This is a genomic window from Streptomyces sp. NPDC048269 (assembly GCF_040652395.1).
In the GTDB taxonomy this organism is placed as follows: Bacteria; Actinomycetota; Actinomycetes; order Streptomycetales; family Streptomycetaceae; genus Streptomyces.
This window is the reverse complement of record NZ_JBEZLW010000030.1, coordinates 35,744-60,173: the sequence shown is the minus strand read 5'-3', so window position 1 is coordinate 60,173 and position 24,430 is coordinate 35,744. Positions and strand designations below refer to the sequence as shown.

Annotated in this window: 25 protein-coding genes; 9 read left to right on the top strand and 16 right to left on the bottom strand. The window is 71.4% G+C overall.

Annotated elements, in window-relative coordinates; translation table 11 throughout:
* Positions 1-13 precede the first annotated feature (13 nt).
* Entirely contained in the window at positions 14-982 is a 969-nt protein-coding gene (locus tag AB0D48_RS26580) for a hypothetical protein (RefSeq protein ID WP_362401895.1), read from the bottom strand.
* A 101-nt stretch (positions 983-1,083) separates the two neighbouring features.
* Positions 1,084-1,482, bottom strand: coding sequence for a hypothetical protein (locus tag AB0D48_RS26575; protein ID WP_362401892.1), 399 nt, complete (start codon positions 1,480-1,482; stop codon positions 1,084-1,086).
* A 426-nt stretch (positions 1,483-1,908) separates the two neighbouring features.
* Between AB0D48_RS26575 and AB0D48_RS26570 the strand changes: the two genes are divergently transcribed.
* Genes AB0D48_RS26570 through AB0D48_RS26555 form a run of 4 tightly spaced genes read left to right on the top strand, consistent with a single transcriptional unit; the run spans position 1,909 to position 5,811 of the window.
* Positions 1,909-2,193: a hypothetical protein gene (locus AB0D48_RS26570; protein WP_362401889.1), complete on the top strand. Its 285-nt coding sequence runs from the start codon at positions 1,909-1,911 to the stop codon at positions 2,191-2,193.
* On the top strand, positions 2,190-3,851 hold the full coding sequence (locus tag AB0D48_RS26565; RefSeq protein WP_362401886.1) for a peptidoglycan-binding protein: 1,662 nt from the start codon (positions 2,190-2,192) through the stop codon (positions 3,849-3,851). Before AB0D48_RS26570 ends, AB0D48_RS26565 begins: the two co-directional genes overlap by 4 nt.
* Positions 3,848-4,540 carry an ABC transporter ATP-binding protein gene (locus AB0D48_RS26560; RefSeq protein WP_362401883.1) on the top strand — a complete coding sequence of 231 codons (693 nt, stop codon included), beginning with the start codon at positions 3,848-3,850 and terminating at the stop codon, positions 4,538-4,540. Before AB0D48_RS26565 ends, AB0D48_RS26560 begins: the two co-directional genes overlap by 4 nt.
* Positions 4,537-5,811 (top strand): ABC transporter permease, encoded by a 1,275-nt coding sequence (locus tag AB0D48_RS26555; protein WP_362401880.1) that lies wholly within the window; start codon positions 4,537-4,539, stop codon positions 5,809-5,811. Before AB0D48_RS26560 ends, AB0D48_RS26555 begins: the two co-directional genes overlap by 4 nt.
* Before the next feature lie 107 nt (positions 5,812-5,918).
* On the opposite strand, the gene AB0D48_RS26550 is transcribed toward AB0D48_RS26555, so the two are convergent.
* Both AB0D48_RS26550 and argS read right to left on the bottom strand, forming a co-directional pair.
* Positions 5,919-6,716 carry a VOC family protein gene (locus AB0D48_RS26550; RefSeq protein WP_362402001.1) on the bottom strand — a complete coding sequence of 266 codons (798 nt, stop codon included), beginning with the start codon at positions 6,714-6,716 and terminating at the stop codon, positions 5,919-5,921.
* A gap of 219 nt (positions 6,717-6,935) precedes the next feature.
* Positions 6,936-8,702 (bottom strand): arginine--tRNA ligase, encoded by a 1,767-nt coding sequence (gene argS / locus AB0D48_RS26545; RefSeq protein WP_362401877.1) that lies wholly within the window; start codon positions 8,700-8,702, stop codon positions 6,936-6,938.
* A 180-nt stretch (positions 8,703-8,882) separates the two neighbouring features.
* On the opposite strand from argS, the gene lysS reads away from it, so the two are divergent.
* On the top strand, positions 8,883-10,610 hold the full coding sequence (gene lysS, locus AB0D48_RS26540; RefSeq protein ID WP_362401874.1) for a lysine--tRNA ligase: 1,728 nt from the start codon (positions 8,883-8,885) through the stop codon (positions 10,608-10,610).
* Positions 10,611-10,729: 119 nt separating this feature from the next.
* Here the strand turns inward: lysS and AB0D48_RS26535 are convergent, their stop codons facing one another.
* The 3 genes from AB0D48_RS26535 to AB0D48_RS26525 form a co-directional block, all read right to left on the bottom strand.
* Positions 10,730-12,004 (bottom strand): DUF2637 domain-containing protein, encoded by a 1,275-nt coding sequence (locus tag AB0D48_RS26535; RefSeq protein WP_362401870.1) that lies wholly within the window; start codon positions 12,002-12,004, stop codon positions 10,730-10,732.
* A 167-nt stretch (positions 12,005-12,171) separates the two neighbouring features.
* Complete coding sequence (locus AB0D48_RS26530; RefSeq protein WP_362401867.1) at positions 12,172-12,951, bottom strand: DUF3558 domain-containing protein; 780 nt, start codon at positions 12,949-12,951, stop codon at positions 12,172-12,174.
* 114 nt (positions 12,952-13,065) lie between these two features.
* Positions 13,066-13,932: a DUF3558 domain-containing protein gene (locus tag AB0D48_RS26525; RefSeq protein ID WP_362401864.1), complete on the bottom strand. Its 867-nt coding sequence runs from the start codon at positions 13,930-13,932 to the stop codon at positions 13,066-13,068.
* Between the two features lie 192 nt (positions 13,933-14,124).
* Between AB0D48_RS26525 and AB0D48_RS26520 the strand changes: the two genes are divergently transcribed.
* A complete protein-coding gene (locus AB0D48_RS26520; RefSeq protein ID WP_362401861.1) occupies positions 14,125-15,318 on the top strand; it encodes an RtcB family protein in 1,194 nt (397 codons plus the stop codon).
* A gap of 102 nt (positions 15,319-15,420) precedes the next feature.
* Here the strand turns inward: AB0D48_RS26520 and AB0D48_RS26515 are convergent, their stop codons facing one another.
* Positions 15,421-16,191: an SDR family oxidoreductase gene (locus tag AB0D48_RS26515; RefSeq protein WP_362401859.1), complete on the bottom strand. Its 771-nt coding sequence runs from the start codon at positions 16,189-16,191 to the stop codon at positions 15,421-15,423.
* A gap of 73 nt (positions 16,192-16,264) precedes the next feature.
* Positions 16,265-16,600: a YnfA family protein gene (locus tag AB0D48_RS26510; protein WP_362401856.1), complete on the bottom strand. Its 336-nt coding sequence runs from the start codon at positions 16,598-16,600 to the stop codon at positions 16,265-16,267.
* Positions 16,601-16,780: 180 nt separating this feature from the next.
* Between AB0D48_RS26510 and AB0D48_RS26505 the strand changes: the two genes are divergently transcribed.
* A complete protein-coding gene (locus AB0D48_RS26505) occupies positions 16,781-17,257 on the top strand; it encodes a hypothetical protein (RefSeq protein ID WP_362401853.1) in 477 nt (158 codons plus the stop codon).
* On the opposite strand, the gene AB0D48_RS26500 is transcribed toward AB0D48_RS26505, so the two are convergent.
* The 3 genes from AB0D48_RS26500 to AB0D48_RS26490 all read right to left on the bottom strand — a co-directional run bounded on the left by AB0D48_RS26500 (position 17,245) and on the right by AB0D48_RS26490 (position 20,168).
* Positions 17,245-18,798 carry an FAD-dependent oxidoreductase gene (locus AB0D48_RS26500; RefSeq protein ID WP_362401850.1) on the bottom strand — a complete coding sequence of 518 codons (1,554 nt, stop codon included), beginning with the start codon at positions 18,796-18,798 and terminating at the stop codon, positions 17,245-17,247. The two genes, AB0D48_RS26505 and AB0D48_RS26500, sit on opposite strands and share 13 nt — an antisense overlap.
* A 48-nt stretch (positions 18,799-18,846) precedes the next feature.
* Positions 18,847-19,590 carry a Mut7-C RNAse domain-containing protein gene (locus AB0D48_RS26495; protein WP_362401847.1) on the bottom strand — a complete coding sequence of 248 codons (744 nt, stop codon included), beginning with the start codon at positions 19,588-19,590 and terminating at the stop codon, positions 18,847-18,849.
* Between the two features lie 161 nt (positions 19,591-19,751).
* Positions 19,752-20,168 (bottom strand): helix-turn-helix domain-containing protein, encoded by a 417-nt coding sequence (locus tag AB0D48_RS26490; protein ID WP_362401844.1) that lies wholly within the window; start codon positions 20,166-20,168, stop codon positions 19,752-19,754.
* Positions 20,169-20,306: 138 nt separating this feature from the next.
* Between AB0D48_RS26490 and AB0D48_RS26485 the strand changes: the two genes are divergently transcribed.
* Positions 20,307-21,203 carry an NADP-dependent oxidoreductase gene (locus AB0D48_RS26485; protein ID WP_362401998.1) on the top strand — a complete coding sequence of 299 codons (897 nt, stop codon included), beginning with the start codon at positions 20,307-20,309 and terminating at the stop codon, positions 21,201-21,203.
* A gap of 271 nt (positions 21,204-21,474) precedes the next feature.
* Here AB0D48_RS26485 and AB0D48_RS26480 read toward each other — a convergent pair whose 3' ends face one another.
* The 3 genes from AB0D48_RS26480 to AB0D48_RS26470 form a co-directional block, all read right to left on the bottom strand.
* Entirely contained in the window at positions 21,475-21,801 is a 327-nt protein-coding gene (locus AB0D48_RS26480) for a hypothetical protein (RefSeq protein WP_362401841.1), read from the bottom strand.
* Positions 21,802-22,093: 292 nt separating this feature from the next.
* Entirely contained in the window at positions 22,094-22,390 is a 297-nt protein-coding gene (locus tag AB0D48_RS26475) for a zinc-ribbon domain-containing protein (RefSeq protein ID WP_362401838.1), read from the bottom strand.
* Between the two features lie 260 nt (positions 22,391-22,650).
* Positions 22,651-23,166, bottom strand: a complete 516-nt coding sequence (locus tag AB0D48_RS26470) for a GNAT family N-acetyltransferase (RefSeq protein WP_362401835.1) — start codon at positions 23,164-23,166, stop codon at positions 22,651-22,653.
* 92 nt (positions 23,167-23,258) lie between these two features.
* Between AB0D48_RS26470 and AB0D48_RS26465 the strand changes: the two genes are divergently transcribed.
* Complete coding sequence (locus AB0D48_RS26465; protein WP_362401832.1) at positions 23,259-23,657, top strand: VOC family protein; 399 nt, start codon at positions 23,259-23,261, stop codon at positions 23,655-23,657.
* 107 nt (positions 23,658-23,764) lie between these two features.
* Here the strand turns inward: AB0D48_RS26465 and AB0D48_RS26460 are convergent, their stop codons facing one another.
* The gene (locus AB0D48_RS26460) at positions 23,765-24,202 is read right to left on the bottom strand and encodes a hypothetical protein (protein ID WP_362401995.1); all 438 of its coding nucleotides are present in this window, start codon (positions 24,200-24,202) and stop codon (positions 23,765-23,767) included.
* Positions 24,203-24,430: the final 228 nt, after the last annotated feature.

The window sequence follows — 24,430 nt, the reverse complement described above, 5'->3', positions numbered from 1 at the left end:
GGCTGCGAACCGGTCAGGAGCCGGCCGCGATCAGCGAGGCGGCGAGCCGCATCCGCTCGTCGAGCTGCTTCTTCGCCCGGTCCAGCGTCTCGGCGTTCTGTTCGATCAGCCGCTTCTGGTAGGCGGTCTCCACCGTGTACCAAATGCCCACCAGGTTGGTCTGCTTCTTGCAGTCCACGTCCAGTTTGGCGGTGGCGATCGCCTGCGGGCTGCCCAGGTTGGTGTCGTTGAGGCCGAGTTGCTTCTGCGAGTCCATCGGGCTGTCCACGGTGTACCCGTGCTTCCCCATGCAGTCGCTCCACGCCTTGATCGCCTTGCGGACCCGGCTGTCCTCCTGGGAGCGGGAGTAGCCCTCGAAGCCGAAGTTCTGCGGGACCATGATGTCCACCGCGTCCTTCGAGGGGGCGTACAGCTTGAGGAAGCTTTCGCGCAGGCAGCCGCCTGCCGGCACCTTCTGTCCACCGACGACCGTGGTCGCCACGTCGGACTTCTCCGACTCCTCCTGGGTCATGGGGACCGGCTTGGAGGGGTCCGCTTCCAGGCCGTACAGCACCAGCTTCTCGTTGGGCCCCATGGACGCCTCCTGCTTCTCCGGGGGCTTCGGGGTGCTGTTGACCTCCAGGTTCGTGTAGCCGTACCGGGCTGCCTCGGCGGCATCGGAGAGTCCGTAGCGCCGGCCCTCGTCGCCCTTGCCCACTGCGCCGGCCTTCCGGCGCAGCGGGTAGCGGAAGCCGTAGCGCTGCATGCACTGGTCGATGAGTACGTCCTGCGCCTCGGCGAGGATCCCGCGCTGCCGGGCGTCCGCCGCGTAGGAGGCCAGGGGGAAGGCGAGGGTCCGGCTTTCGAGCAGCACCGGCACGGCGCCGATCGGGGGTTCCCCGCCGGAGTCGCCGCCACCCGACTGCGAACAGGCGGTGAGGGCGAGCGTCAGTGCGACTGCGGAAGCCGTCAGGGCGGGACGTGGGGGACGCTGCGAGGGCATGGTGGCTCCGATGGGGGGACGGCTAATATGCGGACGCGGCAGCTCCGCCCGGCGATCACGGGCAGAGCTGCCGCTTCGCGTGCGCGGGCTCGGCGGACGTGCTAGTTGACGTAGTAGGCCGAGGAGATCGTGTTCTTGAACGTGAAGCTGGCGTTCCCCTTGTAGCCGGCGGCCAGGTAGCCGTCGGAGCCCCCGCCGTTCCAGTCGGTGTGAACGCTCCACTCGTAGGTGTCCAGGTTCCAGTAGGACTCCGTCTGGTCGTTCGTGATCTGGTTGTAGCAGCTCTTCGAACCACCGAAGTAGTCGTCGATGAAGTTGCTGTCGGAGCTGTAGAGATCGAAGACGGATTCGTTCTGGTTCTGGAAGCAGAACAGGCCGAACTCTCCGTTGGTGAGCCAGGCGTCCTTGCCGGCGGCCGAGGCCGACCCGGCGCTGACCGTGAATGCGCCGAGCACGAGGCCGGTAGCCGCGAGGGCACGCAGCGAATTACGAAGCAGCATGAGTCATGCCTTTCAGGGGGACTTTCACGATTTTGAGGGGCAGGGTCTCAGCCGTCGTTGGCTGACTTTCGGCCGCCGAGGAGTCGATCATGGCCGTCGGGCTGCCCGCAACTGTCCCTGAGGCCAGGTGGTTTATCGCTTCCGTTCACCTAGAGTGACCGCGATACAAGGTGCCTTAGGAGGCCTGCTGTGCCATCTCAAAGGGTCCGATTCGCGGCGGTCCCAGCTTTCTGCTCCCTCCTGCTCCTGCTTTCCGGCTGCTCCGGAGAAGGTTCCGCTTCTGCGTCGGCTTCCCCGTCGGCCTCGCCCTCCGCCTCGCAGTCGCGGCAGGCCAAGGGGACGGCCGATCCGAAGGAGGCCGACTTCTTCCGGTGCCTGAAGGAGCAAGGCCTGCCGATGAAGGAGACCGCTTCCGGGATTCCGTCCGTGGACGACTCCAAGGCGGACCCGGCCCAGCGCAAGGCAGCTGAGCGCGCCTGTGAGAGCCGCCGGGCGGTTCCTCCGGCAACGTCCGAACAGCTTGCGGAGGCACGGGCGTTCACTGCCTGTATGCGGGCGAACGGGGTTCCCGCGTTCCCGGATCCCGATCCGCAGAACGCCCGGCACGAAACCGAGGGCTTTGACCTGAAGAGCTCGCCGGAGGGTCGCGCCGCCCTGAAGAAGTGCGGTGGTGAGGACAAGTCGAAGACCGCCGGGAAGGTGGGCGGATGAAAGAGGACACGGCAGTCGTGGGGCTCACGGAGATGGCCGAGCCGACCGGGGAGGCGGAGGCCTCCGCCGGTCTGTCCCGGCGTCGCACGTGGGTGGCCGCCGTGGCGGTGGGAGCGGTCCTGCTCTCCGCCGCCGGCGTCGCCGCCTCGCTGGTGATCAAGTCGCCGGCCCAGACCGCGGCCGAGACCGGGCCGCCGCCCTTGGACGTACTCACCGCACGCGTCGAGAAGCGCGTGCTGCGGGACACCGTCATCGTGCGCGGCACGGTCACCTCGGCTCAGGCCGTCCAGGTCACCCCGACGGCCACGGGCGGGGAGGGAGCGGGTGCCCCCGTGGTCACCAAGGTCGCCGTCCGCCAGGGTGACCAGGTGGCAGCGGGCAAGGTGCTCCTGGAGGTGTCCGGCCGTCCGGTCTTCGCGCTCCCCGGCGCCGTGCCGGTGTACCGGGACTTGAAGCCGGGCGCCGCCGGTGACGACGTGAAGCAGCTCCAGCAGGCGCTCGCCGGGCTCGGCCACGGCACGGGCTCCGACCAGGCGGGCACTTTCGGCGGGGGTACCAAGTCGGCGCTCAACTCCTTCTACAAGTCGATCGGTTACGATCCGCTGCCCGCCGTCGCCGACCGCGGTGAGGCCGTGAAGGCCGCCGAGGACGCGGTCACCTCCGCCGAGCGTTCCCTGGAGGACGCCCGGGCCGCCGCCGCGAACAGCGGCACGGGCACGACGGCTCCTTCGGGCACCGCGGGCGGCTCGGGCACGACGGCTCCTTCGGGCACCGCGGGCGGCTCGGGCACCAAGGCCTCCGAGGGAACCAAGGCCTCCGAGGACGGCAAGGCCTCCGGGGGCGGCAAGGGTTCCGGCCAGGACGCCGCCCGAGCGGTGACCCGCACCCAGGAGGACCTCCGTAAGGCCCGCGAGCGCCTCGCCGAGGCCCGCGCGGCGGCCGGACCCATGCTCCCGGCCGGCGAGGTGGTCTTCCTCGAGTCCTTCCCGGCCCGCGCCGACTCCGTTTCCGTCCGCCCGGGTTCCCCGGTCACCGGCAGCGCGCTGTCCCTCTCCGCGGGCGCGCTGGTCGTACGCGGACAGCTCCAGGAACACCAGAAGGGCCTGGTCCGGGCCGGCCAGAAGGTCGAGATCCTGTCCGAGGTCAGCGGGGTCACGGCGGCGGCCGAGGTGCTGTCGGTCGCCGACACCCCGCAGTCGGCGCAGCCTCCCGAGCCGGGCGGCGGGGCCAACGGCAGCCAGGGCCAGGGCCAGCAGGCTCCCGCCCCCGTCGGGCCGGGCGGGTACGAGATGCTCGTACGGCCCCTGGCCGCGCTCGACGCCAAGCTCGTCGGCCAGGACGTACGGCTGACCGTGGAAGCCGCCGCGACCGACGGCAACGCGCTCGTCGTCCCGGTCTCCGCCGTCTCCGCCGGAGCCGACGGCCGCACCATCGTCACCGTGGTGGACGGTACGGGAACCCAGCGTCGGGTCGAGGTCCGGCCCGGCACCACGGGCGACGGCTACGTCGAGGTCCGGCCCACCGGGGACGGGGCCCTCGCCGAGGGAGACCCGGTGGTCACCGGCGTCACCGCGGGCGCCGCGGGCAGGCAGACCGGCACGCAGACCGGAAACCAGAGCGGCAAGCAGACCGGCGGGAAGAGCGGCGGCCGTTCATGACCGAGGCCGCCCCACCCGTCATCGAACTCCGGCAGGCGGGCCTGACCTACCCGGGCCCGCCTCCGGTGGCCGCCTTCAAGCCGTGTGATCTCACCATCCGGCGCGGCGAGTTCGTCACGGTCGTCGGCCCGTCGGGTTCCGGCAAGTCGACCTTCCTCAACATCGCCGGTCTGCTCGACGCACCCACCGAGGGCCGGTACTTCCTCGACGGCATCGACACCGGCGCTCTCGGCGACCACGACCGGACGGCCCTGCGCGGCCGCCGCATCGGATTCGTCTTCCAGTCCTTCCACCTGCTGCCGCACCGTTCGGCACTGGAGAACGTGGCCCTCGCCATGCTCTACAACGGCGTCCCCCGCAAGGAGCGCCCAGCCCGCGCCCGGGAAGCCCTCGCCCGGGTCGGGCTCGGGCACCGCCTCTCCTCGGTTCCCTCCCGCCTGTCCGGCGGCGAACGCCAGCGGGTGGCCATCGCCCGGGCCCTGGTCGCCCGGCCGTCCCTGCTGTTGTGCGACGAACCCACCGGCAACCTCGACTCCGCCAACGCCGACACCGTGCTGGCCCTCCTGGACGAGCTCCACACCGACGGGATGACCGTGCTGGTCATCACGCACGACCAGGAGGTCGCCGCACACGGCGGCCGGACCGTCGCGATCCGCGACGGCGTACTGCGCGAACAGGCACCCGTATGAAACTGCCCCAGCCCGGCCGGTTCTTCCGGCGCCGGTCCCGCACCGCCGTCCGGGTCGAACCCTCCCGCCTCACCGCCCGCGACACCCTCGCCGAGGCCTTCGCAGGGGTCCTGCAGCGCCCGGCCCGGTCGGCGCTGACCGCGCTCGGGACCGTTCTCGGCGTCGGCACTTTCGTCGCCGTCCTCGGCCTGACCGCCACCACCTCCTCCCAGATCGACAGCCGCTTCAACCTGCTCACCGCCACCGAGGTGACCGTCGAGGACATCGCCCAGGAGCGGAACGAATTCGCCGGACCCGGTTTCCCGGCGGACGCCGACGCCCGCGTCGAGGGCCTGGGCGGGGTCCGGCACGCGGGCGTCTACTACTCGGTCCGCCTCGATGCCGCCGCCGGCGGCGTCCGCGCCGCCCCCGTCGGCGGTGCTGCGGGCGCAGGTGAGCGCGCCGACGTGGTGGCGGCCTCACCCGGCGCGCTGCGGGCCGCGGTTCCCCGGCTGTCCCAGGGCCGCCTCTACGACGAGTACCACTCCGGCACCAAGCAACGCGTGGCTCTCCTCGGCTCGAGCATCGCCGCCCGGCTCGGCATCACCACGCTGGACACCCGTCCGGCCGTCTTCATCGGCGACGAGCCGTTCACCGTGATCGGGATCATCCAGGACGTGGAGCGCAAGGCCGAGCTCCTCCTCTCGGTCGTGGTGCCCCGCACCACCGCCGAGGACATCTGGGGCCCGCACGAGGGTGCCGGCACCACCATGCTCATCGCGACGGACGTGGGAGCCGCCCAGCAGGTCGCCGGCCTCGCCCCCACCGCGCTGCGCCCCGACCATCCCGAATACCTCAAGGCCGTACCACCGCCCGATCCGCGCACCCTGCGTACGGGGGTCACCTCCGACCTCGAGCAGCTCTTCCTGATCCTGGCCGGGATCTGCCTGGTCATCGGCGCGGTCGGCATCGCCAACACCACGCTGGTCGCCGTCCTGGAACGCACGGGCGAGATCGGCCTGCGCCGTGCCCTCGGCGCACGCGGACGCCACATCACCACCCAGTTCCTCGCCGAATCGGGCGCCTTGGGAACCCTCGGCGGGCTCGTCGGCACCTCCTTGGGGACCCTCACCGTGGTGGGCGTCGCCGTGATCCGCGACTGGACTCCCGTCGTCCACCCGGCAACCGTCGTGACCGCGCCGCTCCTCGGCATGGTGACCGGTCTGCTGGCCGGCCTCTATCCCGCCTGGCGCGCCGCCCGCATCCAGCCCGCAGAGGCCCTCCGGCGCTGACCGCCGGCGCGCCGACGCTCGTCGCCGCCCTCGCCGGTGCCCGGGGCGTGGTGTCCCGGGCGCCGGGCGAGGGGGTGTGGTGCGGGTTCCGCCGCTCCGGACAGTGGTCAGGCGGGCTGCTCCGGAGCCTTCGCCGTGATCACCGCGAACGGCGCGTTCTGCGGGTCGGCCAGGATGGCCATCCGCCCCGCCACCATGTCGAAGGCGGGGGCCACGATCCTGCCGCCGGCCTCGGTTGCCGCGGCCTGGACGGTGTCCACGTCGTCGACGTGGAAGTACGGCAGCCAGTTCGGGGGCGTGCCGGGCGGGAGGTTGTCGAGGCCCGTCATCCCGGCCACCGAGCGACCGCCGACCTTGAACTCCGTGTACGCCGGGCCGCCTTCCATCTGGGACGCGGCCGTGGTGACCGGCAGGATGGCGGAGTAGAACGCGCCGGCGGCCTCGGTGTCGCCGGTGCTGAGCTCGTTCCAGATCAGGGCGCCGTGCTCGTTGACGATGCCCGCGCCGTCGAAGGTGCCCGGCTCCCACAGGCCGAAGACGGCACCGGTCGGGTCGGCGGCCACGGCCATCCGCCCGAGGTCCATGACCTCCACGGGGCCCATCAGGACCTGGCCGCGCGCGTCGGTGAGCGACTTGAGGGTGGAATCGAGGCCGTCGGTGGACAGGTACGTCGTCCACACGGTCGGCGGCATCGGGTCGGGGACGCTGCCGTCCGGGTTCATCGCCTTCATGATCCCGGCGACCGGCTTGCCCTTGAGGGTGCAGACGGAGTACCCGCCCTGCTCGGGCGGGCCGATCTCGCCCTGCCAGCCGAAGAGACCGCAGTAGAAGTCGAGGGCCGCCTGCTGGTCGGGGACCATCAGGTCGATCCAGCACGGGGTGCCGGGCTTGTAGGGGCCGTTCATGTCGGGCACGGGGCTCTCCCGTCGGATGGGGGACGGACGGGCCGTCCCCTACCCGGCCCGTACGACCCGAACCGGGCCGTACGGGTCACGTGAGGTCCGCTTCGCGTCGGCCGCCAGGGCTCTGAGGCGGTGTTCCGTCCGGACCCACGCAACCCCTGGAACGACGGCGGCCCCGCTTCCCGGGAGGGAGGCGGGGCCACCGTGGGTGTCCGGGAGCCGTCAGAGCTTCTCGGGCGTCCGGATACCGAGGAGCGACATGCCCTTGGTGAGCGTGCGGGCCGTCAGGTCGCACAGGAACAGGCGGTTCTCGCCCACGACCAGCTCCGGCTCCGGCTTCACGACCGGGCACTGGTCGTAGAACGTCGTGAACAGCGAGGACAGCTGGTACAGGTACGCGGCCACCTTGTGCGGGGCGTGGTCCGCGGCCGCCTCGGCGATCAGCTCGCCGAACTGGTCCAGGTGCAGGCCCAGCGCGCGCTCGGCCGGGGCCAGCTCCAGCTCCGGGTGCGCGACCGGCTCGCGGTCGCCGGCGTTGCGCAGGATCGACTTGATCCGGGCGTACGCGTACTGGAGGTACACCGAGGTGTCGCCGTTCAGCGCGACCATCTGGTCCAGGTCGAACTTGTAGTCGCGCGCGGCCGAGGTCGACAGGTCGGCGTACTTCACCGCGCCGATGCCGACGTACTGGCCGTTCTCGATGATCTCCGCCTCGGTCAGGCCCACCTTCGCGGCCTTCTCCCGGACCACGGCGGTCGCCCGCTCGACGGCCTCGTCCAGCAGGTCCACCAGCCGGACCGTCTCGCCCTCACGGGTCTTGAACGGCTTGCCGTCCTTGCCGAGGACCGTACCGAAGGCCAGCTGGACGGCCTTGACCCCGTCGTTCAGCCAGCCCGCCCGGCGCGCCGTCTCGAAGACCATCTTGAAGTGCAGGGACTGCCGCGCGTCCACCACGTAGATCAGCTCGGTCGCGCCCAGGTTGCCCACGCGGTCGCGGATGGCCGACAGGTCGGTCGCCGCGTAACCGAAGCCGCCGTCCGACTTCTGCACGATCAGCGGGGTCGGGTTGCCGTCCGGACCCTTGACGTCGTCGAAGAACACGCACAGCGCGCCGTTGGAGCGGACGGCGACGCCCGACTCCTCCAGCAGCTTGCACGTCTCGACCAGCATATCGTTGTAGCCCGACTCGCCGACCACGTCCGGGTCCTGGATGTCCATGTCCAGCTTGTCGAAGACGGAGTAGAAGTAGATCTTCGACTCGTCCACGAAGCGCTGCCACAGCGCCAGGGTCTCGGGCTCGCCCGCCTGGAGGTCCACCACCCGGGCCCGGGCCCGCGTCTTGAACTCCTCATCGGAGTCGAAGAGCGCGCGCGAGGCCTTGTACAGGCGGTTCAGGTTGGACATGGCCTCCTCACCGGAGACCTCGTCCGACTTGTGGTCCAGCTCGTGCGGGTGCTCCAGCAGGTACTGGATGAGCATGCCGAACTGGGTGCCCCAGTCGCCGATGTGGTGGCGACGGACCACCTTCTCGCCCGTGAACTCCAGGATCTCCACCATCGCCGCGCCGATCACGGCGGAGCGCAGGTGGCCGACGTGCATCTCCTTGGCGACGTTCGGCTGGGCGTAGTCGATCACCGTCGTGCCCGGGTTCTGCGCGAGCGGGACGCCGAGGCGGTCGTCGAGCGCCCGCGCCGCGAGGGTCTCGATGATCGCCTTGTCGGTGATGGTGATGTTGAGGAAGCCCGGGCCCGAGACCTCGATCTCCTGGATCAGGTCACCGGTCGGGATGCCTTCGACCACGGTCGTCGCCAGCTCGCGCGGGTTGGCCTTCGCCTTCTTCGCGAGCGCCAGGATGCCGTTGGCCTGGAAGTCGGCCCGGTCGCTTCGTCGCAGCAGCGGGTCGGCGCCACCGGCCTCCGGCAGGGCCGAGGCGAGGGCGTCCGCGACGCGCTGATTGACGGAAGAAGCGAGGGAAGGGACCGAGGCCATGAGCTGCCGTTCCTGTGAGGTTGTGCCGGTGGATGCACTTGGTTGTTCCGACAAGTGCCGAGTATCCCACGCGGGGCACCTTCGTTTCTCGGGAGATTCGCTCGGGGAAAGCAACCCCGGGGTGGCCCGTTCCGTCTGGGAGAATGGCTGAAGCCAGCATTCGAGATAGAAGGACGTGTCGTGGCTCAGAGCAGCACCGAGACCGACTGGGTCTCCCGTTTCGCGGACGAGGTCATCGCCGAGGCGGAGCGCCGAGCACCCGGCAAACCTGTCGTCGTCGCGTCCGGACTCTCCCCCTCCGGCCCGATCCACCTGGGCAACCTCCGCGAGGTCATGACCCCGCACCTGGTCGCGGACGAGATCCGCCGCCGGGGATTCGAGGTCCGGCACCTGATCTCGTGGGACGACTACGACCGGTACCGGAAGGTGCCGGCGGGTGTCCCCGGCGTCGACGAGTCGTGGGCCCAGCACATCGGGCGCCCGCTGACCGCCGTGCCCGCCCCGGCCGGATCGGCGTACCCGAACTGGGCCGAGCACTTCAAGGCCGTCATGGTCGAGGCGCTGGCCGAGCTGGGCGTCGAGTACGACCCGATCAGCCAGACCGAGCAGTACACCGCCGGCGTCTACCGCGAGCAGGTGCTGTTCGCGATGAAGCACCGCGGTGACATCGACGCGATCCTCGACCAGTACCGCACCAAGCAGAAGCCGGGCGGCAAGAAGCCCCAGCAGAAGCAGGTCGACGAGGCCGAGCTGGAGGCCGCCGAGGGCTCCGGCGCGGCCGCCGAGGACGACGGCAGCACCGGCGAGGGCGGGTACTTCCCGTACAAGCCGTACTGCGGCGAATGCGGCAAGGACTTCACCAAGGTCACCTCGTACGACGACGAGACGACCGAGATGACCTACGTCTGCACCGAGGACGAGTTCACCGAGACGGTCAAGCTCAGCGAGTTCAACCGCGGCAAGCTCGTCTGGAAGGTCGACTGGCCGATGCGCTGGGCCTTCGAGGGCGTGATCTTCGAGCCCTCCGGCGTCGACCACTCCTCGCCCGGCTCGTCCTTCCAGGTCGGCGGCCAGATCGTGCACATCTTCGGCGGCGAGCAGCCGATCGGACCGATGTACGCGTTCGTCGGCATCAGCGGCATGGCGAAGATGTCCTCCAGCAAGGGCGGGGTCCCGACCCCGGCCGACGCGCTGAAGATCATGGAGCCGCAGCTGCTGCGCTGGCTGTACGCGCGCCGCCGCCCGAACCAGTCCTTCAAGATCGCCTTCGACCAGGAGATCCAGCGGCTCTACGACGAGTGGGACAAGCTGGAGTCCAAGGTCGCCGACGGCTCCGTACTGCCCGCCGACGCGGCCGCGCACAGCCGCGCCGTGCGCACCGCGGCCGGCGAGCTGCCGCGCACCCCGCGGCCGATGCCGTACCGGACGCTCGCGTCCGTCGTCGACATCACCGCCGGGCACGACGAGCAGACCCTGCGCATCCTGAGCGACCTGGAGCCGGAGAAGCCGCTCACCTCGCTCGACGAGGTGCGGCCGCGCCTGGACCGCGCGGAGAACTGGATCACCACCCAGGTCCCCGCCGACCAGCGGACCCTCGTACGCGAGGAGCCCGACGCGGAGCTGCTGTCGTCCCTGGACGACGAGGGGCGCGAGTCCCTGCGCCTGCTGCTGGAGGGACTCGACTCCCACTGGTCGCTGGACGGGCTGACCACGCTGGTCTACGGCGTGCCGAAGGTCATGGCCGGGCTCGAACCCGACGCCAAGCCGACGCCGGAGCTCAAGGTCGCGCAGCGCACGTTCTTCGCGCTGCTGTACCGGCTCCTGGTGACCCGGGAGACCGGGCCGCGGCTGCCCACGCTGCTGCTGGCGGTGGGCGCGGACCGGGTGCGCAAGCTGCTCACCGTCTGAGACACCGTGTGACGTGAACGGGCCCGCACCCCTTGGGGTGCGGGCCCGTTCACGTACGGGGCCGTCCGGCGAGGTCTCGGGCGAGGGTCCTCGGATGAGCGGGCTCGGGAGAGGGGGGCTCAGGCTATGTGCTCGTTCTCCAGGTCGCGCTGGTAGCGCTGCTTCAGATCCGGCATCAGCCGGGTGATCGTGGTGAAGCTGCGCGGGTGCACGATCCCGTGGCGGTCCGACAGGTATATGTCGACCTGCTCGGGGCTGGGGACCTTGCCGTTCTCCTCGATGTACGCCCGGAAGACCTCGTACGCGGCCTCCGCGAACTTCACCTCGTCGATGGCCTGGGCCGGGAGCTCCTCGGGAACCTCCTCGTGGCGGGGAGCCGGCATCGGCCACTGCTCCTGCTGCGGCCCCTGCTGCTCCTCCGGGCCCGACGGGGGCATGACCGGGATCGGCTCCAGGCCTTCGACGTACTGGGGGTTGTAACCGCCCTCGTACGCCGCCTGCGGGGCGAGCGGAGCCGCGAACCAGGCGCTGTCATGGGCGGCGGGCATGGCCGTCGGCTCCACCGCGAAGGGCGGCGGAGCGTGGGTGGCGGCCGCCGGGGCGGGGACCTGGGGCTGGCCGCCGGCCTCCGCCGGAGCCGGGGCCTCCAGGGCCGCCGCCGACGGAAGCTGCTGCTCCGGCCGGGCCTGCTGTTCCAGCGGCGGCAGCACGGGCGGCTCGATGCCCGTCACCGCCAGCGCCTCCGGCGCCGTCCGCGACAGCGGCACGCCGATCCGCGCCAGCCGCAGCGGCATCAGCGCCTCCACCGGGGCCTTGCGCCGCCAGAAGCGCCCGTAGCGCGCCTGCAGCCGGGCCTGGTAGATCAGCCGGTCCTGCTCCATGCCGACCGCCTGCTCGTAGGAGCGCAGCTCCCACAGCTTCATCCGGCGCCACAGTTTGAAGGTGGGGACCGGGGAGAGGAGCCAGCGGGTGATGCGGACGCCCTCCATGTGCCGGTCCGCGGTGATGTCCGCGATCCGGCCCACCGCGTGTCGGGCCGCCTCCACCGTCACCACGAACAGGATCGGGATCACCGCGTGCATGCCGACGCCCAGCGGGTCCGGCCAGGCCGCGGCGCCGTTGAAGGCGATCGTCGCGATCGTCAGCAGCCACGCGGTCTGGCGCAGCAGCGGGAAGGGGATCCGGATCCAGGTCAGCAGCAGGTCGAGCGCGAGCAGTACGCAGATGCCCGCGTCGATGCCGATCGGGAACACCAGCGAGAAGCTGCCGAAGCCTTTCTGCAGGGCGAGCGCGCGCACCGCGGAGTACGAGCCCGCGAAGCCGATCGCCGCGATGACGACGGCTCCGGCGACCACGACGCCGATGAGTATCCGGTGCGTTCGAGTGAGCTCCATCGCGGCCACCCGCGACCCCCTCCCCTTGTCGAGCACATGCCGATGGCATGCCGAGCACTGAGACCTTACCCAGCCTTTACCGAGCTGCGGCAGGCACAGCGTACGGGTGACTGCGTGTCAGTGCTCCGCCAGCCCCGGCACTCCCGTACTCGCTCCCCTCGCTCCCGCTACTGCGCGGGCTGCGGGGACTGGGGCTGCTCCGACTTCGGCTGCTCGGGCTGCTGCTTGTTGGCGGCGTCGACCGAGGCCACGGCCTCCTTCGCCGCCGCGATCGCGTCCTGGAGCAGCTTCGCCTGGTCCGGAGCGCCGGCACCCTCGTACGCCGCACCGTTGTAGTCGAGCGTGACGACCACGTTCTGGGTGCGCGCCACGATCGTCGTGTTGAAGAAGTCGACGTCCTTCTTCACGTTGTAGACGACCGACGTCCCCTGGTCGCCGATCCCGCCCGCGGCCTCCGCCTTCACGTTCTGCGCGCCCTCGGACGCCTTCGACAGCTCGACCTGCTTGTTGTACTGCTCCTCGGCGCGCTTGTTCGCGCTGCCGAGGGAGGCGTGGGAGTCGTAGCGGAAGAAGGAGATCGAGAGCCAGCGGTACTGCGAGCCCTTCAGACCGTCCTCGTCGAGACCGTTCCAGGAGCAGCTGGCCCGGCTGGTCAGGTCGTTCGACTTGGTCGCCGAACCGTTCTTGTCCTTCGCCTCCGGGACGAGCGTGTCGATCGTCCCGCCCTGGACCGCCTTGCACGGGTCGGGCAGCGTGGCGAACGCCGCCTTCTCCAGGGCCGCGGACGGCTTCCCGCCGGGCTTGGAGGACGAGGAGGAGTTGGGCTTCTTGGCGCCGTCCGAGCCCGACTCCTTGCCCGAGTCGGACGAGCACCCGGCGACGGTGAGGATCACCGGGACGGCTGCGCAGGCGAGAACGCGGGTGAGGCGCGAGGCTGATCGGTGCATGTTTCCTTCAGTGCGTCTATGGGTGTACTTCGGACGGGGAACCCGGGCAACGTTAGCCCGATCGGGTGGCGGCATGCTGTGCGCGCCGTCACCCCGGGCCGCGGCGCGCCCCGTTCACTCGCCCAGGCGCTCCACCAGAGCCAGCGCCAACTGCCTTGCTTTGTCCTGGGTTTCGGCACTCGACGGAATCGTGCCGGGCAGCGCGGGCTGCACGCTGTACTCCAGCGTGACGATGACGTTCGAGGTACGGAACACAATCCGCACGGTGCGCGACTGCGCCGCGGTGGCCCCGGCGGGGCTCAGCTTGTCGTCGATGAAGGCCTCGCTCCCGAGGCCCTCCAGCACGCGGGAGCCGAGCTCGGCGGGCGGGGCGGACGGGCTTCCGCCCGGGGAGGGCGATCCTGAGGCGGGCGTGGCCGCGGGGGCGTTGGCCGCCGGGGGAGTGGAGGCGGGCGCACTTGCGGGCGTGCCGGCGGGCGCGCCGCTGGGCGTGGGGCTCGGGCTGGGGCCGGGGAAGGGCAGGTGGGCGTCGGTGAGCTGGCGCACGTACACCTGGCGCGCCTTGTCGTCGTCGCTGGCGACGGCCCGGTCGTACGAGACCACGCGCTCGAAGCCGACCGACAGCAGCCGGGTCTCCTCGGGCGTCTGCGCGGTCCAGCGGCAGCCGACGCGGCGGTCGCCGTCGTACGAGGCGTCCGCGGTGCCCGCGTAGAGCTGGTCGCGCTGCGCGGGGGTGAGCGAGTCCGCGGCCGGAAGCATGGCCTTGAGGCGCTTGCTGTCGGCGCCGGCCTTGCAGGGCGCGGGCAGGATGCGGTACTTCCCTGGTTCGGCGGGCGCGGCCGCGTTGCCGCCGGCCTTCGAGTCGCTGGTGCTTCCGGTCCCGCTCCCGCTCGTGCACCCGGTCAGACCGGCCGCGCCGGCCACGAGCGCGGTGAGCATCGCGATGCCCGGCAGGGCTCGCCGTACCGCCTTGCGCTGCACGTCCAATGGCTCCCTTCGACCGGCGGTCCCGCCGTCGGTCAGGAAAATGCGTTGCCGCGACTCGCGCGCGGATGGACACAATGTCTATCGCACACGCTGGTGCCGGCGCCGGTCCCCTGTCGCATTTGGGATTAAGAGCGAGGCTTTTTGCGTATTGAGATTTTTCTGTGGCTTTCGGGGGATTGAGACCTTATGTCGTATGTAGAGGTACCTGGGGCGAACGTCCCGATCCGGATGTGGACGGACCCGGCGTCGGTCGAGGACGGCGCGATGCAGCAGCTCCGCAACGTCGCCACCCTCCCGTGGATCAAGGGCCTGGCCGTCATGCCCGACGTCCACTACGGCAAGGGCGCCACGGTCGGCTCGGTGATCGCCATGAAGGATGCGGTCTGCCCGGCGGCGGTGGGCGTGGACATCGGCTGCGGCATGTCGGCGGTGAAGACCTCCCTGGCGGCGAACGACCTGCCGGGGGACCTGTCGAAGCTGCGGTCGAAGATCGAGCAGGCGATTCCGGTGGGCATGGGCCTGCACAAGGAGGCCGTGGACCCGTCGCGCCTGTACGGCTTCTCGGTGGACGGGTACGACGACCTCTGGAAGCGCTTCGACTACCTCACCGATGCGGTCAAGTTCCGTCAGGAACGTGCCACGAAGCAGATCGGAACGCTCGGATCCGGAAACCACTTCATCGAGTTCTGTCTGGATGAGTCAGGTGCGGTCTGGCTGATGCTGCACTCCGGCTCCCGGAACATCGGCAACGAGCTCGCCGCGTACCACATCGGCGTGGCACGGGGCCTCGCGCACAACCAGAACCTCGTCGACCGGGACCTGGCGGTGTTCCTGGCCGAGACCCCGGAGATGGAGGCGTACCGCCGGGACCTCTTCTGGGCGCAGGAGTACGCGAAGTACAACCGTGCGGCGATGATGAGCCTGTTCAAGGAGGTCGTCCGGAAGGAGTTCCGGAAGGCGAAGGTCTCCTTCGAGAGGGAGATCAGCTGCCACCACAACTACGTGGCGGAGGAGCGGTACGACGGCATGGACCTGCTGGTCACGCGCAAGGGCGCGATCCGCGCAGGCAGCGGTGACTACGGGATCATCCCGGGCTCCATGGGTACGGGCTCGTACATCGTGAAGGGCCTCGGCAACGAGAAGTCCTTCAACTCGGCTTCGCACGGCGCGGGCCGGAAGATGAGCCGGACGGCGGCGAAGAAGAAGTTCTCGGCGCGCGACCTGGCGGAGCAGACCAAGGGCGTGGAGTGCCGCAAGGACTCGGGCGTCGTGGACGAGATCCCGGGCGCGTACAAGTCGATCGAGCAGGTCATCGACCAGCAGACGGACCTCGTGCAGGTCGTGGCCAAGCTCAAGCAGGTCATCTGCATCAAGGGCTGACGCCTGCGTGCAGTTGTCGGGGGAGTGGAGGGGCCCGGACCGGTGACGGTCGGGGCCCCTCCGCGTGCCGCGTCCGAGGACGGCCGGGCCGGCCCGTAGGGACTACAGCTCGCGGTGGACCTTCGTGTTCGAGGCCTGGGCGCGGGGGCGGACCACCAGGAGATCGATGTTGACGTGGCTGGGGCGGGTCACCGCCCAGGCGATGGTGTCGGCCACGTCGTCGGCGGAGAGGGGGTGCGCGACGCCCGCGTACACCTTCTCGGCCTTCTCGGTGTCGCCGCGGAAGCGGGTGGTCGCGAACTCCTCGGTCTTGACCATGCCGGGGGCGATCTCGATGACGCGGACGGGCTGGCCGACGATCTCCAGGCGGAGGGTCTCGGCGAGGACGCGGGCGCCGTTCTTCGCGGCGACGTAGCCGGCGCCGCCCTCGTACGTGGAGTGGCCGGCGGTGGAGGACAGGACGACCACCGTCCCGTCGCCGGAGGCGGTGAGCGCCGGGAGCAGGGCCTGGGTGACGTTGAGGGTGCCGATGACGTTGACCTCGTACATCGTGCGCCAGTCGGCGGGGTCGCCGGTGGCGACCGGCTCGGCTCCGATGGCGCCGCCCGCGTTGTTGACCAGTACGTCGACGGAGGGGTAGCGCTCCAGGGAGGCGGCGAACGCGTCCACGGCGGGGCGGTCGGTGACGTCGAGGGCGTGGGCGGCGGCGGAGTGGCCGGCCGCGGTGATCTCGGCGGCGAGGGCTTCGATGCGGTCCTTGCGGCGGGCGGTGAGGACGACGTGGTAGCCGGCCGCGGCGAGCTGGCGGGCGGTGGCGGCGCCGATGCCGCTGCTCGCTCCGGTGACTACGGCGGTCTTGGTGGCCGTGCTCATGTGCGGGGCTCCTGGTTCGTTCGTACGGGCGATTCCCCGCCAGCATAGGTGGGGCTGCCGGTGCCGCCGGGGCTCAGCGCCCGCGCGGGGAGTACATGATCACGGCCATGCCGGCGAGGCAGACGAGGGCGCCGATCACGTCCCAGCGGTCGGGGCGGTAGCCGTCGGCGACCACGCCCCAGACGAGGGATCCGGCGACGAAGACCCCGCCGTAGGCGGCGAGGACGCGCGCGAAGTCGCCTTGGGGCTGGAGGGTGGCGACGAAGCCGTAGAGGCCGAGGGCGAGGACTCCGGCGCCGATCCAGGCCCAGCCCTTGTGCTCGCGGACGCCCTGCCAGACGAGCCAGGCACCGCCGATCTCCAGCAGTGCGGCGAGGGCGAAGAGGGCGGCGGAGCGGGCGATCAGCATGGCCGGAAGCCTAGGCACGGTGAGCGGGGCGGGGGCGTGGCGTGCTGGCGCTGGGGCGGTCGTGGGCGTGCCGGAGCCGGGCGGGGCGGGCGAATGGCGGGAGGGCGTGCCCACGTTCGTGTGATGGTCCGACCGGTTGGGTCGGGTGGCGGCTAGCGTCCGCGCGTGGAGGTGGTGGCGATGCGCCGTGTTGCCGTACGGAGTGTGGTGCTGGCGGGGCTGCTGGTGCTCGGCGGTGGTCTGCCCGCGGGGGCGGCCCCCGTGGATGCCGGGCCGGAGGCGGACGTGGCCTACCACGGCCGGGTGTCGCTGGCCCACGCGCAGTTGCGGATCTTGCTGATCCCGCAGAACGAGGGGCCCTCGGCGTTGCCGAACGCGACGGTGCGGCTGTGGCTGTCGGCGCCGCTCGCGGACCGGCAGGAGCTGGCGGGGGGCTGTGCGCGGGCCGGGCTGCGGGAGGTGGTGTGCGAGACGGGGCCGCTGCCACTGCACGGGCGGGGGCGGCACATCGGGCTGGCGCTGGGGCTGCGGGAGCCGGTGTCGGAGGTGGTGGTGCGGGTCGACACGTGGTGGAACGGCGGTGCGACGGACCGGAACCTCGATAACAACGAGCACGTGGTGCTGGCGCTGGACACGGGCGACTCCTACGCCTTCTGAGCGGGGCCGGAGCCGTAGCCGGAGCCGGGGGTGCGGGTGGTGGGCAGGAGCCAGGTGGCCACGGCTGCGGCGAGTTCGGTGTCCGTGGCCGTCCGGGCGCTCCAGGCGATGTACCCGTCGGGCCGGACGAGGACGCAGGCGCTGCGCCGGTCCGTGCGCCAGTGGACGTGCGTGAGCGGGGCTCCGGGCGGGGTGGCCGGGCCGGGAGGGGTGATGAGGACGAAGCCGCCGGCGCGCAGGGCCTCGTACAGCCGCTGTCCGTGCGGGCCGGGTACGAGGGCGAGGTCGGGGGCGCGGCGGCCGGCGGGGCGGCGGGTACCGGGTGGGGGCGGGTAGGAGATCGCGATGCCGGAGACCAGGCCGAGGGCGCGGTCCCGGGCGGGGCCGAGGCGGGGGAGGAGGGCGGCGCCGAGGCTGCGGGCGGTGCGGCGGACGGGGCCGGTGGCCGTGACGGCGCGGACGAGGGCGCCGCTGATGCGCAGGACGAGGCGGCCGACGGGGTGGCGTTCGCGGTGGTAGCTGTCGAGGAGGGCTTCGGGGTCGGGGGTGTGGCCGTGGAGGGCGGCGGCGAGCTTCCAGGAGAGGTTGGCGGCGTCCTGGAGGCCGGTGTTCATGCCGAGGCCGCCGGCCGGGGAGTGGACGTGGGCGGCGTCTCCGGCGAGGAAGACGCGGCCCGAGCGGTAGTGCGGGACCTGGCGTTCGTCGCTGTGGAAGCGGGAGATCCAGCGGGGGTCGTGCATGCCGTGGTCGGTGCCGAGGGCGGTGCGGGCGATGGCGCGCAGCTCGTCGAGGTCGACGGGGTCGGTGTCTTCGGCGTTGCCGTCGCGGTCCCAGCCGATGGCGCGGTACCAGCCGTCGCCGAAGGGGACGAGGAAGGCGAAGGCGTCGGCGTGGCCGTTGACGGCGAGGACGTCTTCGGGGGGCGCGGCGAGGCGGACGTCGGCGAGGACCATGGAGCGGACGACGGCCTGGCCGGGGAAGGGCAGGCCGAGGGCGGTGCGGACGGTGGAGCGGACGCCGTCCGCGCCCACGGCGTGGCGGGCGTGGAGTGATGCGGTGCGGGCGCCGCGGGAGGTCCTCACGTCGAGGGTGACGGTGTCGCGGTCCTGACTCAGTCCGATGAGCTCACAGTCGTATCGGATGTCCACGCCTGTGGACAGCGCGCGGCGCTCCAGGAGTTTCTCTGTCTCATATTGAGGGGTGATGAGCGCGAACGGGTAGCGGGTGCTCAGCCGTTGAAGGGAGAGAGCCATGCCTCCGAAGGGGCTTACGCGGTCGATCCGTCGGCCGGTGGAGACGAGTTCGTCGGCGAGGCCGCGGGCGTCGAGCAGTTCGAGGGTGCGGGCGTGCACGGCGAAGGCGCGGGTGAGGTTGGCGGCGGTGCGGGGGCGGCGTTCGATGAGGGTGACGGAGAGTCCGGCGGCGGACAGGTCCCCGGCGAGGAGCAGTCCGGTGGGGCCGGCTCCGATCACGACGACGTCGATGGTGTTCTCTGCGCCCGCGGCGTCCTCGGTGCCCGCTGTGTCCTTGTCGACGGTCATGCCTCGGCAGTCTGCCAGCCGGGGGCCTCCGGGGTGAGGAGCCGGGCGTCAGACGGTGCCGGAGTCGGCGGTGCCGAATTCGACGAGCGCCTCGTCGACGATCCGCTCCAGGCGGGCGTGGTGGGCGCCGCGCCAGTAGACGCGCTCGCAGTCGGTGCACTGTGCGAAGACGTCGTAGGAGCGGTGCGTGCCGTGTTCGAGGCGGTCGCCCACGCTGTCCTTGTCGGCTTCGTGGAGCGGGCCGTTGCAGGCGGTGCAGCGGGTCCACGGTGCGAGGGCGGGCGCGAACCGGCTGAGGACGTCGCGCAGTTGCTCGTCGGGGTTGTCGCTGTAGACGTAGGCGCCGGCGAAGAGTTCGCGGCGGCGCAGCAGTCCGCGGTCGCGGGAGAGCAGCACGCGCTGTTCGGCCGCTGAGCGGGTGGCGAGTGCGGGGTCGCCGATGTCCTCGTTCTCGTAGGCGGCGTCGACGCCGAGCAGGCGCAGGCGGCGGGCGAGGGTGCCGAGGTGGACGTCGAGGAGGAAGCGCAGGGGCGCCCCGGGGATCTGCTGGGGGCGGTCGACGCCGAACACCTCGACGGACTGGCCGTCTTGGGGCACGTAGGAGACGGGCACCTCGTGGCCGTCGACGAGGAGGCGGCCGACTTCGGTGAGCGGGACGCCGGCCGATTCGACGACGTGGCCGAGGCTGGAGGCGCCGTCGGTCGTGGTCGGTACGCGTTCGGCGCGCCGGCTGGGCGCGGCGAACAGGCGCAGTTCGGGGGCGAGGGTGAGCTGAATACCGGGTCCGTTCACCCTGTCAGCATGCCACTGCCGGGGCGGTGGACGCGGCTGGTTTTAGGAGGTACGGGAGGCATGGGGGTCCACGCGGTCCCGAAATTGACGCGGTCCACGAAATTCACGGTGTCCACGAGCTCCGGGAGGTCCACGAGCTCCGGGAGGTCCGGGAGGCCGGGTCAGGAGGGAGAGGTGGTCCGGTCGTAGGTGTCGCGGTGGGCGCTGACCTCGTCGAAGTGGTTTTCGGCCCACAGTTTCACGGAGGAGAGGAGGCAGCCGAGGCTGCTGCCGAGGTCGGTGAGCCGGTAGTCGACGCGGACGGGGACGGTGGGGGTGACGGTACGGGTGACCAGTCCGTCGCGTTCGAGCGAGCGGAGGGTCTGGGTGAGCATCTTCTGGCTGACGCCGGGGATCTTGCGCCCGAGGTCGCTGTAGCGCATGGAACGGCCTTCGGCCTGGCCGAGGGCGCTGACGATGAGCCCGACCCACTTGTCGCTGATCCGCGCCAGGAGCTGGCTGGTGGGGCACTCCTTGAGGAAGGCGTCGTAGGCCGAACGGGCTTCTTCGCGGCGGGCTGCGGCGGTGCGGGTGGCCATGGGTGCCCCACTTCCGGGTCGGGTACGCACCCCGAAGTGCGTACTTACGAAAAGAGAGTACCTATCCCTAGGTTAGTGCTCATCGGAAACGAGCCAACGAACCGAACGGGGAGAGACGACATGAGTGAGCAGACGACGATGCTGGCGGCCGTGGTGAACGAGTTCGGCGGGCCGGAGCGGGTCGAGCTGGCCGAGGTGCCCGTGCCCCGGCCCGCGGCTGGCCAGGTCCGGATCCGGGTGCTGGCCGCCGGGATCAACCCGGTCGACGGCGCGGTCCGGGCCGGCGTCTTCGGCGGCGCCGGGCAGCGGCTAGGGCTCGGCTGGGACGTGGCCGGGGAGATAGCCGAGGCCGGCGCGGGGGTGACCGGCTGGAGCCCGGGCGACCGGGTCGTGGGGCTGCACTACGGGGCGGTCAAGCCGCTGGGCACGCACGCGGAGTACGTGGTGCTCGACGCCTCCGCCGTGGCGGCGGCACCCTCCGGCGGGGACGCCGTGGCCGCGGCGGCGCTCCCGCTGAGCGGGCTCACCGCCGCACAGGCGGTGGACCTGCTGGGTCTCGCCCCCGGGTCCTCGGTGCTCGTCACCGGCGCTGCGGGCGTCGTCGGCGGCCTCGCGGTCCAGCTCGCCGCAAGGGCCGGCCTCGTGGTGACGGCCCTAGCGGGCGCCGGGGACGAGGCGCTCGTACGGTCCCTGGGCGCGGCCGCGTTCGTCCCGCGTGGCGAGGCTCCGGCCGGGCCGGTGGACGGGGTCCTGGACACGGCTGTCCTGGGGGAGCCCGCGCTGGCCTTCGTCCGGGACGGCGGGGTCTACGTGGGCGTGATCCCCGGCGCCGCGCCGGCCGCCGAGCGCGGCATCCGGATCGAGGAGCAGGAGGTCGCCCCCGACGGGGAGCAGCTGGCCCGGCTGGTGTCCCTGGTCGACGCGGGCGGGCTCACCCTCCGGGTGGGGGACACCTTCCCGCTCGCGGACGCCCCGAAGGCCCACGCCCACCTGGCGACTCCGGGGACGCGCGGGCGGATCGTCCTGACCGTGTGAGGTGTCCCCCGGCGGGTGCTTGACCGGCGTGGGCCGGGTCCGGGGCTGGGGGTCGGGGGTCGGGGGTCGGTCCGGGTCCGGGGCTAGGGTCCGCGGGGCGGGGGTCGGTCCCGGTCCGGGGCCAGCGGATCCCACGGATCCCACGGATCCCACGGATCCCACGGATCCCACGGATCCCACGGATCCCACGGATCCCACGGATCCCACGGATCCCACGGACCGGGGGCGGGTCGGGGGCCGGTTCGGAACAGGCCTTAACGGTCTCGCGGGGTCACCTGCCGTACTGGAAGAAGCGGGCCGGGACGAAGACCTCGTGGCCGGTCGGGAAGCGGACGCGTACTCCGGACTCCGTCCACGTGGTGGATTCGATCCCCTTGGCTCCCAGGTAGGGGTCGATCTCCACCCAGTGTCCGTAGGACACGCTGGAATCCCGGCCTATCACCATCCTGTAGGAGTGCCGCCCCGACAGGGTGTGTTCGTGCACCAGCCCCAGGGAGTGCGGCCACTGGTCCTCGTAGACCACTGCCGAGGGCGCGCTGCTGCGGTACGTCACCTCGGTCCGCGGCCACCACAGCACCGTCATGAGTGCGACGGTCAACAGGACACCCGCCACCCCGCCCAGCAGCGCCGTGCCGATCCGGGCCCGCCGACGGGGCCGTACGGTCTGGTCGGACCGGTCAGGCGTGAGCGTGGCGATGATGCCCCTCCAGGGTTGGCGCTGCTCCGTACCGGCTGGCCGGAGAGGGCTCTGCGAGAAGGACGCGGAAACGGGTCGTTCGGTTGTGGTGGGGGCAGGGCCGGTGCCGGTAGGCCGTACGCGCACGTTCGGTGTCTGCCGCCGGACCAACGGGCGCCCCGCGCCATGGTCGCGGCCGGCACAAACTTTGGAGTCAGACTCCGGGGTGCTGGTACGACTGCTGCCACTGCCCGTACGGCTCACCGCCGGCAGTGCCTGCAGCGTGTGCCTGCGACTGCTCGGCCCACTCCTTGGGCACTTCCTGCTCCATGCCGCAGAAGGTGCACTGCGTCGCATACTTCGTCGAGAAGGGGAACAGCGGCACGAAGAACAGCGTGAACTTGGCGACGTGCTTCGTGAGCGTGTGCGCGGCAGGGTTGCCGCAGTGACGGCACGTCAGCGTGATTATCGCGAGCTGGTACAGATATACCCTGGTGCCAAAGATGATCATGAGTTCGGCCCTTCTGGGCTCACTGCCTTCCGCTGGGCGGGAGACGCTGACCGAGATCCCCTCTCCCATTTTCCCGGGCAGCCCCCAGATCCGCTCAGGGGCCCGAATCGCACTGCGGATGAGCCCCTGACCTGGTGCTTCGATGCCGAAAACCGTTCGTGGCACAAGTCACCGTGGGTTCAAATCCCCACCCACCGCCAGCGAACGGCCCCCGACCAGCTCGTTCGGTCGGGGCCGCTCAGCACCGGGACCGACCGCCGTTACCCGTGTTTCCCCGGCCGGATCCGGTAGATCCAGTCGTAGCTCGGGTGCGGGACCCCGGGCGGGTATTCGAAGTCGACCTCGCCCAGACATTCGAAGCCCGCCCGGCGGCAGACCGCGTTGGACGCAGGGTGGTCCGTGCCCGGGAAGGCGTGGACGGTGTCGCGCGTGCCGTGGCGCCGGACGTAGGCGAGGAGTTCGGCCAGCGCAGCCACCGCCAGGCCGCGGCCCTGGAACTCCGGCAGGATGCCCCAGCCCGCCTCGTAGACCGGCTCGCCCCGCCACTCCCGTTCCCAGAAGCCGACCGAGCCGACACCGGCGCCGTCGGCGCTCACCCGGAACATCCGCCCGGCCGCCGGCTCCCGCGCGCTCAGGGCCTCGTAGCGCTGCTGCCTGTCGGCGAGCTTCTCGGCCGGCTCGGGGCCGCCCAGGTGCGCGGTCATGGCGGGCTCGTTCTTGCGCTCCAGCAGCCAGAAGTCCCCGTCACCCCAGGGAGTCAGCAGTACGGATTCCATCCGCCCAGGCTGCCAGACGCCCACGGCTCGTGAAAGGCGCCCGGCGTAGCATCGGAAGGGAGACAGTGCACCACCGAGAGGAGGTGGCGTCCATGCCTGAAGCCCTTGGAATCGGGCACCTCGCCCTGACGGTGAGTGATGTGAAACGCAGCGCGGAGTTCTACAACCAGCTGCTGGACACGCAGACGGTCGTCGACATGGAGGACGAGTACGGTCCGTTCGTGGCCATCGCCTCCCCCGCCTTCGTCCTCGGCTTCCGCAGGCACGCGTCGACGAACCAGGCGGACGTCTTCGACCCGGCCCGGGTCGGCCTCGACCACTGCGCGTTCCACGTCGCGGACCGTGCGGCGCTGGAGGCCTGGGAGTCCCGGCTGGACGAGCAGGAGATCGCGCACACGGGCATCGTCGAGGACCCGTCCGGACTCCATCTCAACTTCCGGGATCCGGACAACATCGCCCTGGAGTTCTACCGCCCCGCCGCGCAGGGCTGACGCCGCGCAGGGCTGACGCCGCGCAGGGCTGACGCCGCGCAGGGCTGACGCGCGAGGCCGACCCGCGCGTCAGGACCGGACGCGGTCAGAAACAGAGGCAGACGCGGTCAGGGCCAGACCAGGCAGTACGGCTGGTGGCCCGCCTCGTGGAGGCGGTGCGAGAAGTCCTGCCACTCGTGGAGCAGCTGGTAGACGTTGAACGCGTCACGAGGGCCGCCGCGGTCCGGGACCGTGGACCAGATGAACGCGGCCGCGCCCACCGATTCCTCGCCGATGCCGCGCAGCGGGTCGACCACCGTCATCGGGAGCTTGACCACCGCGTAGTCGGGGTGGAGGACCACCAGTTCCAGCGGGGGCACCTGGTGCAGGGGTATCCCCTCGATGCCGGTGAGGACCATCGCGGCCATCGTCTCCGGCTTGATCTTGGTGAACAGGCCGCCCATGCCCAGTTCGTCTCCGCCGAGCTCCTCCGGCCGCATCGTGACCGGGACCCGGGCCGCCGTGGCGCCGTCCGGGGCGCCGAAGTACTTGTAGGTCACGCCCATGCCGCGGCCCCTGGGCAGGCCGTCCGGCGCTTCCAGGGGCTCCGGGATCGCGTCCGGCGCCTCGGTGGAGCGGCGGCGGTGCTTGCCCCGGCGGCGTGCTTCGCGGGCTTCGCGGGCGCGCTGCGGATCGAGGCCGTCCGTACCCTCGCCCGGTCCACCACCGCGTTGCATATCTCCACCCGACTGGTATTGCCTGCCCCGGCCCCGCGGCCCCCGCCACGCAGCCTG

Excerpts from the sequence above, each read along its gene's own strand:
- AB0D48_RS26580 (WP_362401895.1), bottom strand. The coding sequence starts at position 982 with ATGCCCTCGCAGCGTCCCCCACGTCCCGCCCTGACGGCTTCCGCAGTC.
- AB0D48_RS26575 (WP_362401892.1), bottom strand. The coding sequence starts at position 1,482 with ATGCTGCTTCGTAATTCGCTGCGTGCCCTCGCGGCTACCGGCCTCGTG.
- AB0D48_RS26565 (WP_362401886.1), top strand. The coding sequence starts at position 2,190 with ATGAAAGAGGACACGGCAGTCGTGGGGCTCACGGAGATGGCCGAGCCG.
- AB0D48_RS26560 (WP_362401883.1), top strand. The coding sequence starts at position 3,848 with ATGACCGAGGCCGCCCCACCCGTCATCGAACTCCGGCAGGCGGGCCTG.
- AB0D48_RS26555 (WP_362401880.1), top strand. The coding sequence starts at position 4,537 with ATGAAACTGCCCCAGCCCGGCCGGTTCTTCCGGCGCCGGTCCCGCACC.
- AB0D48_RS26550 (WP_362402001.1), bottom strand. The coding sequence starts at position 6,716 with ATGAACGGCCCCTACAAGCCCGGCACCCCGTGCTGGATCGACCTGATG.
- argS (WP_362401877.1), bottom strand. The coding sequence starts at position 8,702 with ATGGCCTCGGTCCCTTCCCTCGCTTCTTCCGTCAATCAGCGCGTCGCG.
- AB0D48_RS26535 (WP_362401870.1), bottom strand. The coding sequence starts at position 12,004 with ATGGAGCTCACTCGAACGCACCGGATACTCATCGGCGTCGTGGTCGCC.
- AB0D48_RS26530 (WP_362401867.1), bottom strand. The coding sequence starts at position 12,951 with ATGCACCGATCAGCCTCGCGCCTCACCCGCGTTCTCGCCTGCGCAGCC.
- AB0D48_RS26520 (WP_362401861.1), top strand. The coding sequence starts at position 14,125 with ATGTCGTATGTAGAGGTACCTGGGGCGAACGTCCCGATCCGGATGTGG.
- AB0D48_RS26515 (WP_362401859.1), bottom strand. The coding sequence starts at position 16,191 with ATGAGCACGGCCACCAAGACCGCCGTAGTCACCGGAGCGAGCAGCGGC.
- AB0D48_RS26510 (WP_362401856.1), bottom strand. The coding sequence starts at position 16,600 with ATGCTGATCGCCCGCTCCGCCGCCCTCTTCGCCCTCGCCGCACTGCTG.
- AB0D48_RS26505 (WP_362401853.1), top strand. The coding sequence starts at position 16,781 with ATGCGCCGTGTTGCCGTACGGAGTGTGGTGCTGGCGGGGCTGCTGGTG.
- AB0D48_RS26500 (WP_362401850.1), bottom strand. The coding sequence starts at position 18,798 with ATGACCGTCGACAAGGACACAGCGGGCACCGAGGACGCCGCGGGCGCA.
- AB0D48_RS26490 (WP_362401844.1), bottom strand. The coding sequence starts at position 20,168 with ATGGCCACCCGCACCGCCGCAGCCCGCCGCGAAGAAGCCCGTTCGGCC.
- AB0D48_RS26485 (WP_362401998.1), top strand. The coding sequence starts at position 20,307 with ATGCTGGCGGCCGTGGTGAACGAGTTCGGCGGGCCGGAGCGGGTCGAG.
- AB0D48_RS26475 (WP_362401838.1), bottom strand. The coding sequence starts at position 22,390 with ATGATCATCTTTGGCACCAGGGTATATCTGTACCAGCTCGCGATAATC.
- AB0D48_RS26470 (WP_362401835.1), bottom strand. The coding sequence starts at position 23,166 with ATGGAATCCGTACTGCTGACTCCCTGGGGTGACGGGGACTTCTGGCTG.
- AB0D48_RS26465 (WP_362401832.1), top strand. The coding sequence starts at position 23,259 with ATGCCTGAAGCCCTTGGAATCGGGCACCTCGCCCTGACGGTGAGTGAT.
- AB0D48_RS26460 (WP_362401995.1), bottom strand. The coding sequence starts at position 24,202 with ATGGGCGTGACCTACAAGTACTTCGGCGCCCCGGACGGCGCCACGGCG.